Origin of the sequence: Leucobacter allii (genome assembly GCF_022919155.1) — a bacterium.
GTDB classification, from domain to species: domain Bacteria; phylum Actinomycetota; class Actinomycetes; order Actinomycetales; family Microbacteriaceae; genus Leucobacter; species Leucobacter allii.
The window spans coordinates 2754830-2768576 of record NZ_CP095045.1 but is presented as its reverse complement, the minus strand read 5'-3'; the positions used below and the strand labels follow the sequence as shown (position 1 = coordinate 2768576).

The following is a 13747-nucleotide window of genomic DNA, read 5'->3' as shown; positions in this document are numbered from 1 at the left end:
CGCTGCGCGCCGGGCACACATCAAGGAGATACACAATGGCTAAGCTTTCCACCGAGGAGCTGCTCGAGCAGTTCAAGGAGCTCACCCTCATCGAGCTGTCCGAGTTCGTCAAGGCGTTCGAGGAGACCTTCGACGTCTCCGCCGCCGCCCCCGTCGCGGTCGCCGCGGCCCCCGCTGCCGGCGGCGCCGCCGAGGCCGTCGAGGAGAAGGACGAGTTCGACGTCGTCCTCGAGTCGGCCGGCGACAAGAAGATCCAGGTCATCAAGGTCGTGCGCGAGCTGACCGGCCTGGGCCTGGGCGAGGCGAAGGCTCTCGTCGAGGAGGCTCCGAAGAACGTCCTCGAGGGCGCGAAGAAGGAGGCCGCCGAGGAGGCGAAGGCCAAGCTCGAGGAGGCTGGCGCGGGCGTCAAGCTCGTCTAAGTCTCACGGTTCGCGTTTCGCGGATTCGGGGCGGGATCACCTTCGGGGATCCCGCCCTTTCGCGTGCGGTGGCGGATGTCGGGGGAACCTGCTACCGTGGTCCGGCTGCACCGCTCCGTCGGCCCGATCCGCCTGGGATGACAGAGTCGTTCGCGGGGCAGCGACGAAAGGAATCTCGTGGCGCTCATCTCGCTGACTCTGCGGCTCGGCAAGCGGTACTGGCCGTTCATCGCCGCCGTGCTGGTGCTCCAGCTGCTCTCCACCATCGCCGCGCTCTGGCTGCCAAGCCTGAACGCGCAGATCATCGACGACGGCATCGCCCAGGGCGACACCGACTTCATCTGGCGCACGGGCGGGGTCATGCTCGTCGTCTCCCTCGGCCAGGTCGTCACCGCCGTCGCCGCCGTGTACTTCGGCGCGCGCGCCGCCATGGGCATCGGTCGTGACCTCCGGCGGGAGGTCTATCGCAAGGTCGACTCGCTCTCCATGCTCGAGGCCACGCGCTTCGGCGCCGGCACGCTCATCACCCGCGGCACGAACGACGTGCAGCAGGTGCAGATGCTCGTCATGATGACCCTGAACTTCATGGTGACCGCGCCGATCATGGCGATCGGCGGCATCATCATGGCGCTCCGCGAGGACGCGGGGATGTCCTGGCTCGTCTGGGCCTCGGTCGCGCTCCTCGCCGTGATCGTCAGCTTCCTCGTCTGGCTGCTGCTGCCGCTCTTCCGCACCATGCAGACCCGCGTCGACGCGATCAACGGGGTGCTGCGCGAGCAGATCATGGGCATGCGCGTCGTGCGCGCCTTCGTGCGCGAGGACTTCGAGGCGGGGCGCTACGCCGAGGCCAACCGGAACATCACCGAGGTATCGGTGAAGGTGGGCAACATCTTCGTGCTCATGTTCCCGGTCATCATGATGGTGCTCCACATCGCGACCGGGGCCGTGCTGTGGTTCGGCGGTCACCGCGTCGACGCGGGCATCGTCGAGGTCGGTTCGCTCACCGCCTTCCTGCAGTACCTGCTGCAGATCCTCATGGCCGTGATGATGGGCGTCTTCATGACGATGATGATCCCGCGCGCGGTCGTCTGCGCCGAGCGCATCAGAGAACTGCTCGACACCGAATCGAGCCTCGTGTTCCCCGAGACGGCGGGCGTGCCGACGCCCGCTGCCGGCCGCGTCGAGTTCTCCGGGGTCACCTTCGGCTTCCCCGGGGCGGAGCAGCCGGTGATCCGCAACGCGAGCTTCTCGGCGGAGCCGGGACGGACCACGGCGATCATCGGCTCGACGGGCGCGGGGAAGACCGTGCTCCTCAACCTCATGCTGCGCCTCTACGACCCGCAGGAGGGCTCGATCACCGTCGACGGCGCCCCCGTGTCCGCGCTCACGCGCGAGCAGCTCGCCACCACGATGAGCCTCGTGCCGCAGCGTCCGTACCTGTTCTCGGGCACGATCGGCTCGAACCTGCGCTTCGGCCGCACCGGGGCGAGCGACGAGGAGCTGTGGACGGCGCTCCGCGTCGCGCAGGGCGAGCACTTCGTGCGCGAGAAGGAGCGCGGCCTCGAGGAACCCGTGGCGCAGGGCGGCACGAGCGTCTCCGGCGGCCAGCGGCAGCGCCTGTCGATCGCCCGGGCGCTCGTGGCGAAGCCGCTCGTCTACCTCTTCGACGACTCGTTCTCGGCGCTCGACGTCGCGACGGACGCGCGGCTGCGCGCCGCGCTGCCCGAGGCCACGGCGGGCGCGACCCGCATCATTGTCGCCCAGCGCGTGTCGACGATCGTCGACGCCGACCAGATCCTCGTCATCGAGGGCGGTGAGATCGTCGGACGCGGCACGCACGCGGAGCTGCTCGACGGGAACGCCGTGTACCAGGAGATCGTCCGATCGCAGCTCGAGGAAGCGGAGGCCGTCTGATGGCGCGCACGAAGAAGGACGCGGAGGCCCCGGCGGCCGAGGCTTTCGAACTCCCCGACGACTACCAGCCGGACGGGGACGACTGGTTCGGCGGGCAGCCGGCGAAGAAGGCGAAGCACTTCTGGCCGGCCGCGAAGCGCCTCATCGGGCTGCTCGCCCCCGAGAAGTGGCTCTTCTCGTTCGTCGTGCTGCTCGTCGTCGGTTCCGTGGTGCTCACGGTCATCGCGCCGAAGGTGCTCGGCCAGGCCATGGACGTGATCTTCGACGGCATCCTCGGCGCCCAGCTGCCGGCCGGGGCCTCGCTCGAGGACGTCATCGCGGCCTCGCGGGCCTCGGGGCAGGACCAGTTCGCCGACGTGCTCGCGGGCTCGGGCGTCGTTCCGGGCGAGGGCATCGACTTCGGGCTGCTCGGCCGGCTGATCCTCACCGTCCTCGCCCTCTACCTCGTCGCCTCCTTCCTGATGTGGCTGCAGGGCTACATCCTCAACAAGCTCGTCATGCGCATCGTCTACACCCTGCGGCAGGACATCGAGGACAAGCTCAACCGCCTGCCGCTGAGCTACTTCGACAGCCGGCAGCGCGGCGATGTGCTCTCCCGCGTCACCAACGACGTCGACAACATCCAGCAGGCGCTCCAGCAGGCGTTCTCGCAGCTGGTGCAGTCGCTGCTCACGGTGATCGGGATCGCGGCGATGATGTTCGTCGTCTCCTGGCAGCTGGCGCTCCTCGCGCTCATCGCCCTGCCGCTGTCCGGCATCATCGCCGGCGTGGTGGGCGTCCGCGCGCAGAAGCTCTTCGTCGCGCAGTGGAAGCATACGGGAGAGCTCAACGGCCACATCGAGGAGTCGTTCACCGGGCACGAGCTCGTGCGCATCTTCAACCGCGACGCCGAGATGGTCGAGGAGTTCGACCGTCGCAACGAGGGGCTCTTCGACGCCTCCTACAAGGCGCAGGCGCTCTCCGGCACGATCATGCCGGCGATGCAGTTCGTGCAGTACCTGAGCTACGTGCTCATCGCCGTCGTCGGCGCGCTGCGGGTGACGGCCGGGCAGATGACCCTCGGCGATGTCACGGCGTTCATCCAGTACTCCCGGGAGTTCTCGCAGCCCATCGGCGAGATGGCCGGCATGGCGAACATGCTGCAGTCGGGCGTCGCCTCGGCGGAGCGCACCTTCGAGCTGCTCGACGCCGAGGAGCAGGATCCCGACACCGCGACGGACGCGCTGCCGGCGCGCACCGACGGGCATGTGACCTTCGAGGACGTCTCCTTCAGCTACGTCCCCGAGCAGCCCCTCATCGAGGGGCTCTCGCTCGAGGCCTCGCCGGGGCACACGGTCGCCATCGTCGGGCCCACCGGGGCGGGGAAGACGACCCTCGTCAACCTCGTGATGCGCTTCTACGAGCTCGACGGCGGCCGGATCCTGCTCGACGGGGTCGACATCACTCGGCTCTCGCGCGCCGAGCTGCGCAGCCAGGTCGGCATGGTGCTGCAGGACGCCTGGCTCTTCGACGGGACCATCAGGGAGAACATCCGCTACGGACGCCTCGACGCGAGCGACGACGAGGTCGTCGCCGCGGCGCAGGCGACGATGGTCGACCGCTTCGTGCGCCAGCTCCCCGACGGCTACGACACCGTCATCGAGGAGAACGCCTCCTCGCTCTCCGCGGGGGAGCGGCAGCTGCTCACGATCGCCCGCGCGTTCATCGCGAACCCGTCGCTGCTGATCCTCGACGAGGCCACCTCCTCGGTCGACACGCGCACGGAGGTGCTCGTGCAGCAGGCGATGCGGGCCCTCCGTCAGGATCGCACCTCCTTCGTCATCGCGCACCGGCTCTCCACGATCCGTGACGCCGACACGATCCTCATGATGGAGAACGGCAGCATCGTCGAGCAGGGCTCCCACGCCGAACTGCTCGCCAGGCGCGGCGCCTACTACGCCCTCTACCAGGCCCAGTTCGCCGGGGAGGACGCGGAGGAGCTCGCGGAGATCGCGGCGGACCCGGTGACCGCGGCGGCACCGGCGACGGCCGCGACGCCGGTGGTCGGGCCGGGCGACACCGGGCCCGCTCCGACGCCGGCGTAAGCGGTGGCCTCGGAGGGCTTCGAGCGCTTCCCGCTGCGCGGGGCGCGGGCCGCCGCGGGCGGGAGGCGCGATTCGAGCCTCAGCCGCGCCGGTGCGCTCGTCCTCGCCGTCTGTATCGGCGTCGGCGCGATCCTCTTCGCGAGACGCTCGGCGGCCGCGGGGGAGACCGTGCAGGCCTGGAGCGGGCTCATCGGCGGGGCGTGCCTCGCGCTCCTCTGCATCGGCGTCGCGCCGCAGGCGCCGCCGCGGGCCCGTTTCCGCTACCTGAATCAGCTCGTCATGACCCGCGCCGAGCGTCCGCCCCTCGACTCCTGGGTGCACCTCGCCCCGACCCGGGTGCCGCGCCCGGTGCTCCCCGTCGCCCTCGGCACCGCCGCCCTCGCGCTCCTCGGCGCCGCGGTGTTCGCGGCGCTCCAGCTCTTCGGCGCGGTGCCGCGCCTGAACGAGTCCGCGGGCGCGGGCGGGCTCGCCATCGGGGCGCTCTGCTGCGTGCTGCTCGGGGTCGGTGCCGGCTGGGTGGCGTGGCTCATGCTCATGCGCGGGATCCGCGGCGGAAGCTACGCGACGCGACCGAGCGGCGTGGCCCTCGGCGCGGCGGCCGTGGCGGTGCGCGTCCCGGGGCGCGATGTCGAGCTGCCCTGGGGGCGGATCGCGCGGGTGTCCGCGAATCTCGGTGCGGAGGGGCGGGGGGAGACGCCGGTGATCCGCCTCGACCTGCTGCCCGGCGATGGCTCTGAGCGCACGCAGCTGCTCGCGGGAACGGGGTACGCGGTGCCCGTCGACGCGCTGTGGTCGGCGCTGCGGTGGTACCACGCGCATCCCGAGGCGCGCTGGGAACTCGGGCGCGTGGAGGGGCAGCGACGGATCGACGGGTGGCGGGCCGACGCGATCGCCGCGCGCGCGGGGGAGCGAAACGTCCGCTAGACTGGTACGGCTCCCCACGTGGCGCTATCTCAGGGAACTCCCCCAGGTCGGAAACGAAGCAAGGGTACCTGGGCTCTGGCGGGTGCGTGGGGAGTCTTTTCGTTTCCCCGGCATACGCAGGCCGTCGCCTGTCCGGCGTCCTGGCCTCGGCCGACGGAGCCGCTGCGGAAGGGAATTTCGTTTCCCTTTCGCCCGGCGTTCCCCTACTATCTGATACCAGGGGGAACTGCGACGACGAGCGGATGGGGAGCGCGGGGACGCGCAATCCGCTTGGAGTCGGGACACACCCCCGGGGGACGACAACAAGGGGGAACTTGTGGATTCCACACAAGATCACATGCGCAGACGCAGAACCGGAGCCAAGGCGCTCGGAGTGGGGGCGCTCGCGGTCACCGCGGCCGTCGTGGCTAGCGGACTGATCGCGCCGGTGGCGAGTGCCGACCAGCGCGACGCGAGCAGCAACTCGGCCGCGCACGGCCACACGCTCTTCGTCGAGGGCCTCGGTCTCGACGTCGCCGGCGCCGGCGCCAGCGAGAGCGCATGGACCGCGGCCGGACCGAACGACGCGGATCGCGAGAGCCTCAACCTCTCGCTGCTCGGATCGACGGAGCTCGGCATCGGAGGCCTCGACGGTCTGCCGATCGTCAAGGAGCACCCCGACGATCCCGGCCTGCTCTGGCTCGGCTCCGCCGGAGTGCTCGAGAGCTACAGCTCGTCGCCCAGCGAGACGGAGTCCGTCTCGGCCAGCGGTGTCCTCGGCGCCGACGGCGGGCTCGATCTGTCGCGCCTCGACGGCACGCCCGGCGAGAACGCCAGGATCGATCTGACCGATCTGCTCGACCAGCTGCAGCTGGCCGGCCTCACCGACGCGGTCCTCGACGAGGCCTCGGTGGAGCTCGGCGCGCTCGGCGCCAGCGCTGCGAAGGACGGCGAAGCGGTCTCCACCGAGTACGGTATCGGCGACCTCACGCTCAACCTCCACAGCGAGACCATCGGCGGCGTGACGGGTGCGGTCGACGGCGTCCTCGGCGGCGTCGGGGGCCTGCTCGACGGCGTGCTCGGGGACTCGGGCGCGATCCAGCAGCTGCTCGACCCGGTCTTCGCCCTCCTCGATCCCGTGCTCGGACTGCTCGGGGGCGGCGCGGAGGCCGAACTCAGCGTCGACACGACGGGCCTGGTGGACACGGTCCGCACGCAGCTGCTGCAGACGGCCATCAACAACGAGTCGGCGCCCGGCGCGGGCGACGCGTCGGTGAACGTCGATCTGTCGACGGGCACCATCTCCGTCGACCTCGCGCAGCTGCTCGTGGGACCCGGCGGCCCCTACGCAGGTCAGGACATCAACAGCCTGCCCGCGAACACCGATCTGCTCACCCCCGAGGTCGTCAACGCGATCACGGCGGGCATCACCAACGCGCTGACCGGCACCGGCCCTAACTCGCTGGCGACGAAGGCCGACCAGATCGTGCGGAGCGGCCTGTACTCGCTCGCGCTCGACGTCGACATCACCATCAGCGCCCTCGGGGCGCTCGGCGGCTCGCTGACGATCACGCTGGACGACGTCGACGGCGGCCCCGCCACCATCGGCGGCATCCTGGGTATCGACGGCTACCAGGACGTCGTGTGGAACCAGGGCGCCGCGACCGGCGGCATCCTCGGACTGATCTCCGGCGTGCTCGGCTCGGTGCTCAACGGCCTGAACGGCGTGCTCGGCGGCATCGGCAGCGCGCTCGACACCGCGGTGATCCAGCCGGTGCTCGCGAACCTCTCGACGACGCTCAACGGGCTCCTCGATCCGCTCGTCACCGGACTGCTGGGCGGCAGCGATCCGCTGCTCAAGCAGGTGCTCGACGGCGTGGTCTCCCTGACCGCGAACGAGCAGCCGGAGGTGGGCGACCTCGGCGCCGGCAGCACCACGGTGCGCGCGCTGGGCATCGAGGTGCTCCCGATCCTCGGCGACGCCGCGGTGAAGGTGGAGCTCGGTTCCGCCACGGTGAAGGCCGCGGATGAGGAGACGCCGGGCATGGGCCCGGACGCGAACGCCTCGGCTTCGGCCTCCGCCTCCGCCGCATCGAACGGCGACAACGAGGCGGGCGCCCAGGCTGCGGCCCGTGCGTCGGCCTACGCCGACAACACCACGCAGGCGGACGCCGCGGCGACGGCGGATGCCGAGGCCGCAGCCAAGGCAGCGGCGCGGGCGAGCGCCTCGACCGACGCCTCCGCCACCTCGGGCGGTTCGGCCGAGGCGGCGGCGGTCGGTTCGCAGGACGCGACCGCTGACAGCGCCTCGAACGCCTCGGGCTCCACCCAGGGCGACGACGAGGCCGGCGCGGCCTCGCAGGCCGCGGCCCAGGCCGATGCCTCGACCAACGCCTCCGCGAATGCTGCGGCGAGCAGCACGGCATCGGCGAGCGCGACGACGAGCGCCACCGCGAGCGCGACGACGAACGTCGATGCCGATAGTCGCGCGGATGCGAACGTCAACGCCTCGGCCTCCGCCTCGGCGGACTCGAAGGCGAACGCGGCGGCGAAGGCCGCTGCGAACGCCGACGCGAGCACGGCGGCGACGGCCAGCGCGAACGGCGACGCGAGCGCGGCCGCGCAGTCGGCGGCCGAGACCACGGCATCGACGAGCGCCTCCGCCGAGGCCGACGGCTCGGCGCTGGCCGCGGCCCAGGCCGCGGCGCACGCCCAGAGCGACTCGGACACGGCCGCGTCGGGCACGGCGGAGATGAACTCCAACGCCTCCGCGGCCGCGAAGGCGGCGGCGATCGCCAACGCCTCGACGAACGCCTCGGGCAGCAGCAACGCCAGCGGTCCCGACCCCGAGGGCCGGTGCATCACGCCCCGCTCCCAGTCGCCGTTCGTCGACGTCGCGGTCGCGCACCAGTTCTACCTCGAGATCGACTGGATGAACTGCGTCGGATACGCCAAGGGCTGGGACATGGGCAAGAAGGGCATCGAGTACCGCCCCGCTCGCCCCCTGACCCGCGAGGCGATGGCCGCGTTCGTGTACCGGATGGAGGCGGATAAGGACTACGTCGCCCCCGAGGTGTCGCCCTTCGCCGACCTCGACACGGACTACCGCTTCTACACGGAGATCTCGTGGATGTACGAGGAGGGCCTCTCCACGGGCTGGGAGCAGGAGACGGGCAAGCCGGTCTACAAGCCGACGGCTCCGCTCTCGCGCCAGGCCATGGCCGCCTTCATCTACCGCCTCGAGGATCCCCAGGGGTACTACCCGCCGGTGAGCTCCCCGCTGTCGGACATCAAGCGAGGCGACCAGTTCTACACGGAGATCTCCTGGATGTACGAGGAGGGGCTGACCACGGGCAACCGTGTGGAGGGCTCCGACGAGATCGAGTTCCGCCCGAAGCAGAACCTGTCGCGTCAGGCGATGGCCGCGTTCATCTACCGCCTGGTGAACGAGTACCGCCAGCAGTAGCCGCGGTGTCCGAGGGGCCGGTCGAAGCGATTCGATCGGCCCCTCGGCCGTCTCCGCAACGCGCCTGCGGGCGCGAGTCGCCCGTCCGCTCCGGCGGACGCGCCGGAACCGCGGGGTCGAGGCGGATGCCGGCCCCCGATACCATCGCAGTATGAGTGCAGCGCACGGGGCCGCCGTGGTGGGAGCGGGGCCCAACGGACTGGCGGCGGCCGTCACGCTCGCGCGCGCCGGCGTGCCCGTCACCGTCTACGAGGCGGCGGAGCAGATCGGCGGCGGCACGCGCACCGGCGAGCTCGTCGAGCCCGGGGTGCTCCATGACGCGTGCTCGGCGATCCATCCGATGGCGCTCGCCACGGGGTTCTTCCGCGCCTTCCAGCTCGAGCGCCGGATGCGCTTCGTCGTGCCGGAGGCCTCCTACGCGAACCCGCTCGACGGCCGCGCGGGGGGCGGCTCCGACCGGGCCGCCGTGGCCTACCGGGATCTCGGGCGCACCGCCGCTGAGCTGGGGCGGGACGGCGCGGCCTATGCGCGGTTCTTCAGGCCGTTGCTGCGGCACCTCGACGGCGTGGTCGACTTCTCGCTCGGCGGGAGCATGCTGCGGCTGCCCGCCGATCCGGTCGCGGCGGCCTGGACCGCGGCCCGCACCCTCGAGCAGGGCACGCCGCTCTGGGACCTGCGCTTCCGCGAGGAGGCCGCGCCGGCGCTCATCGGCGGCGTGGCCGCCCACAGCATCGGGCGGATGCCGAACCTCGCGACCTCGGCGGTGGGAACGGTGCTCGGCGCGCTCGCGCACGCGGCGGGGTGGCCGGTGCCGGTCGGCGGCTCCCGGGCGATCACGGACGCGCTCGCCGCCGATCTGCTCGCGCACGGCGGGCGGATCGAGACGGAGCGCACGATCACCGACGTCCGCGAGCTGGGCGACCGGCGGGCGGTGCTCTTCGACACCTCGGCACGCGGCTTCGCGAGGATCGCGGGGTCGCGGCTGCCTGCGGCGTACCGCCGCCGGCTCGGGCGCTTCCGCTACGGCGACGGCGCGGCGAAGGTCGACTTCGTGCTCGACGGCCCGATCCCGTGGGCGGATCCGCGGGTCGCCGCCGCTCCGACCGTGCACCTCGGCGGGAGCCGCGCGGAGACGGCCGCCGCGGAGGCCGAGGTGGCCGCGGGGCGGCATCCGGATCGCCCCTACGTGCTGCTCGCCCAGCCCGACGGCTTCGACCGCTCGCGCAACCCCGCGGGGCGCGTCGCGATCTGGAGCTACACGCACGTCCCCGCCGGTTCGACCGTCGACGTCTCGGAGCGCGTCATCGCGCAGATCGAGCGCTTCGCCCCGGGCTTCCGGGATCGGATCCTCGGGGTACGGGTCGTGACGGCCGCCGGGCTCGCCGACTACAACCGGAACTACCACGGGGGCGACTTCAGCGCCGGCGCCGTGAGCCTGCCGCAGCTGTTCTCCCGGCCCGTGCTCACCCGCGACCCGTGGCGGGCGCCCGCGCGGGGCCTGTACCTCTGCTCCTCCTCGACGTCGCCGGGGCCCGGCGTGCACGGCCTCTCCGGCTGGTACGCCGCGCGTTCCGCGCTCCGGCACGAGTTCGGGCTGCCGGATCCCGATCTCGCCGTCGACGCGAACGCGTGAGGCGCGGGACCCCGGCCGGAGGACCGCGCCGGTCGGAGGACCGCGCCGGTCGGAGCCCCGTCGGGCCGGATGTCGGCGGCCCCGGGTAGCATGGTCCCGTGGTTGCCGCACTGTATCGCCGTTATCGGCCAGAAGCCTTCTCCGAGATGATCGGGCAGTCCCAGGTGACCGATCCGCTCATGACGGCGCTGCGGACCGGACGCGTCGGTCATGCCTACCTCTTCAGCGGCCCGCGCGGCTGCGGCAAGACGACGTCGGCGCGCATCCTCGCCCGCTGCCTGAACTGCGCGGAGGGGCCGACCGACACGCCGTGCGGCACCTGCCCGAGCTGCGTCGAACTGGGGCGCGACGGCGGGGGATCGCTCGACGTGGTCGAGATCGACGCCGCGAGTCACGGCGGCGTCGACGATGCCCGTGATCTGCGCGAGCGCGCCGTGTTCGCGCCCGCCCGGGATCGCTTCAAGATCTTCATCGTGGACGAGGCCCACATGGTGACCGCTGCCGGCTTCAACGCGCTGCTGAAGATCGTGGAGGAGCCGCCGCCGCACGTGAAGTTCGTCTTCGCGACCACGGAGCCCGACAAGGTGATCGGCACCATCCGCTCCCGTACCCACCACTACCCCTTCCGGCTCATCGCGCCGGGAACCCTCATCGACTACGTCCAGTCGCTGTGCGACAGCGAGGGGGTCGCGGTCGAGCCGGGCGTGCTCCCGCTCGTGGTCCGCGCCGGCGGCGGGTCGGCGCGGGACACCCTGTCGATCCTCGACCAGCTCATCGCCGGTTCCGAGGGCGACTCCGTGACCATCGATCGGGCGGCCGGCCTGCTCGGCTTCACCCACGCCGAGCTGCTCGACGACGTCGTGACGGCGTTCGGAGAGCACGACCAGGCCGCGGCCTTCCGTGCGACCGACCGGGTCGTGCAGACCGGGCAGGATCCCCGCCGCTTCGTCGAGGACCTGCTGGAGCGCCTGCGCGACCTCATCGTGGTCGGCGCGACGACGGTCGACGGCGCCGCCGCGGTGTTCCGGGGCGTGCCGCAGGATCAGCTGGACCGCATGTTCGCGCAGGCGCAGCGCTTCGCCCGCGGGGAGCTCTCGCGCATCGCCGATGTGGTGAGCGCGGCCCTCGACCGCATGGCCGGCGCGACGGCTCCGAGATTGCAGCTCGAGCTGATGATTGCCCGCGCCCTCGTCGAAGCTCAGGCGCTGTCCGAGGCTCCGCGCGGGTCGGGCGTGCAGGCTCCGCGTGGTCCCGCGGGCTCCGGAGTGCCCGCTGAGCCCGGCCCGGGCGCCGCGGGCGCTCCGGCAGGCGCGGGCATCCCGGCCGCGCCGCGGCCCGGGGCGTCGTCGTCGGGGCCGGCACCGACGGCACCCGCGCCCTCCGTCCCCGCGGCGCCCCGGGCGGACCCGCTCGCGGCGCTCGCCGCCGCGCGGAGCGCCGCTACCGAGCCCGCTGCCGCCGAGCCCGCTGCCGCCGAGCCGACCCCGGATGCCGCGCAGACTCCGAATGCCGGTCCGACCCCGAATGCCGGTCCGACCCCGAATGCCGCGCAGACGGCCGCCTCGATCCGCGAGTTCCTGCGTGAGGAAGACGCCGGTACCCCGGTGCCGAGCGCTGCCCCGAACGAGGGCCCCGCGCCGTCCGCGTCCGGTGCCGCGGCGCCCGCCGCGACCCCGCATGCGTCGGACGATCGGCGAGCCGAGACGGTTCAGGGCGCCGGCGCGCCGCACCCGAACGAGGCGGCCGCCTCCTTCGGCCGCCCCATCTCCGACGTGCTGAGCGCCGCGGACATCGCGAGCATCGGAGCGGAGCGCCCCGCGCCGGCCGCGCCGGCCGTTTCGGCTGCGGGGCCCGCCCCGACGCCGGCGCCCGGCCCGACGCCGGCGCCCGTCTCTGCGGAACCCGAGCCGCAGGACGGAGGAGCGGCTCCCGGGATGCCCGGTGGCGGCGCGCAGTCGGGCGCCGGAACCGGGGCTGCAGCTGAGGCTCAGGGCCCCGCCCAGGCTTCGGAAGGAGCGGCGACGGCGCCCGAGCTCCCCGAGGACGGCGAGGACGACACCTCCCCAGGCGGCTTCGAGGACCTCGTCGAGCTGTGGCCCGAGTTCCTCGAGGAGTTGCAGCAGCAGAATCGGGATGCGTGGAACGCGGTACGAACGGTCACTCCGCTCGGGCTCGACGGCGACATCCTCACCGTCGGCGTCGCGTCGCAGTCAGACCTCGCGGCGTTCAAGTCCTCGGGCGCGGGTCCGCTCCGGGAGACGATCGCCTCCGCGATCGGCGTGAGCGTCAAGTACGTTCCGAAGCGCGTCGCCCCCGGGGGCACCCAGCGCGAGGCCGGCGCCGGAGAGCGCGCCCCGCAGCGGGACCCCGACGCAGAGGAGCCTCATCGAGGCGGAGTCGCCGACGACCCCGTGCAGCGCGCCGCGGCGCGGCTCAGCGGCCTGGGACCGGCCCTCGCCGCCCCGGCCTGGGCCGGGCCCATCCCGCAGCCGCCGGATGTCCCGGAGTCCCCAGCGGCCCCGGATACCCCGGCGGCCCCGGATACCCCGGCGGCCCCGGAATCCCCCGAAGGAGCCTCGACGGCGGCGGGATCGGGAGCGCCGACGGCCGCGGTCCCGGCGGCATCGCCGGCCCCGGTGGCGACGGCCTCGGCTGCGCCGGGGAGTGCCGGTGCGACGAGCGGGAGCGATGCCCCGGGAGCGGGCGATGCGAGCCTGCCGGCGCCGCGCGCCGCCACGGGCTCGGCCGGCGCGCCCGACGACGGCTACGATCCCGGCGACGGCTACGACCCCGGCGGCGGCTACGACCCCGGTGATTACGGGGACCTCGGGCCGAGCGACGGCGATCCCTATGGCGGAGATCCCTACGGCGGCGATCCCTACGGTGCGGGCGACCCGTACCGGGCAGAGGCCGCCGCCGCACCGAATGCGGCGCTCGCGCAGACCCCGCCCGCTTCGCCGACGGCCGCGCCGGGCGCTGCACCCGCAGCTCCGATCGGCGCGGCATCGGTCCCGCCCGCGAACGGCGCGACGACCGGCTCGCCGCCGGCGGCGGCGAGTGTCGATCCCTCACCTGCTGCCGCGTCACCGGCTGTCGCCTCACCCGCTGCCGCGTCACCGGCTGCCCCGGCGCCCGACGCCCCGGCGCCCGTCGCCGACGCTGCGGCGCGGCGTTCCGCCCCCGCCTTCACCCGATACGGTGAAGCGGTGGTCCGCGAGGTGCTGGGCGCGCGGTTCGTCGAGGAGCGGCCGCTCCCGCCCCGCTGAGCGGAGCGGCGAGCGCGCCCGCCGTCGGAGCAACGTCTAGGGTGTGCAGTACGCGCACCGCG

At 72.9% G+C, this 13747-nt stretch carries 7 protein-coding genes and 1 other RNA gene; all 8 read left to right on the top strand.

The annotated features are described in order from the left end of the window. The first annotated feature begins 35 nt into the window (after positions 1–35). The 8 genes from rplL (at position 36) to MUN78_RS12765 (ending at position 13685) form a co-directional block, all read left to right on the top strand. Positions 36–419 carry a 50S ribosomal protein L7/L12 gene (gene rplL, locus MUN78_RS12800; RefSeq protein ID WP_130109752.1) on the top strand — a complete coding sequence of 128 codons (384 nt, stop codon included), beginning with the start codon at positions 36–38 and terminating at the stop codon, positions 417–419. 177 nt (positions 420–596) lie between these two features. Further along, positions 597–2333: an ABC transporter ATP-binding protein gene (locus MUN78_RS12795; protein ID WP_244726901.1), complete on the top strand. Its 1737-nt coding sequence runs from the start codon at positions 597–599 to the stop codon at positions 2331–2333. Next, entirely contained in the window at positions 2333–4417 is a 2085-nt protein-coding gene (locus MUN78_RS12790) for an ABC transporter ATP-binding protein (protein ID WP_244726899.1), read from the top strand. The genes MUN78_RS12795 and MUN78_RS12790 overlap by 1 nt, the downstream gene beginning before the upstream one ends. A gap of 3 nt (positions 4418–4420) precedes the next feature. Next, on the top strand, positions 4421–5341 hold the full coding sequence (locus MUN78_RS12785) for a hypothetical protein (RefSeq protein WP_244726897.1): 921 nt from the start codon (positions 4421–4423) through the stop codon (positions 5339–5341). A 5-nt stretch (positions 5342–5346) separates the two neighbouring features. Continuing rightward, positions 5347–5443: signal recognition particle sRNA small type (ffs, locus tag MUN78_RS12780), an RNA gene on the top strand. Positions 5444–5678: 235 nt separating this feature from the next. Beyond that, positions 5679–8786 carry a choice-of-anchor G family protein gene (locus MUN78_RS12775; RefSeq protein WP_244726895.1) on the top strand — a complete coding sequence of 1036 codons (3108 nt, stop codon included), beginning with the start codon at positions 5679–5681 and terminating at the stop codon, positions 8784–8786. Between the two features lie 151 nt (positions 8787–8937). Continuing rightward, complete coding sequence (locus tag MUN78_RS12770) at positions 8938–10419, top strand: phytoene desaturase family protein (RefSeq protein WP_244726893.1); 1482 nt, start codon at positions 8938–8940, stop codon at positions 10417–10419. A gap of 146 nt (positions 10420–10565) precedes the next feature. Beyond that, entirely contained in the window at positions 10566–13685 is a 3120-nt protein-coding gene (locus MUN78_RS12765; RefSeq protein WP_244726891.1) for a DNA polymerase III subunit gamma and tau, read from the top strand. Positions 13686–13747 lie beyond the last annotated feature (62 nt).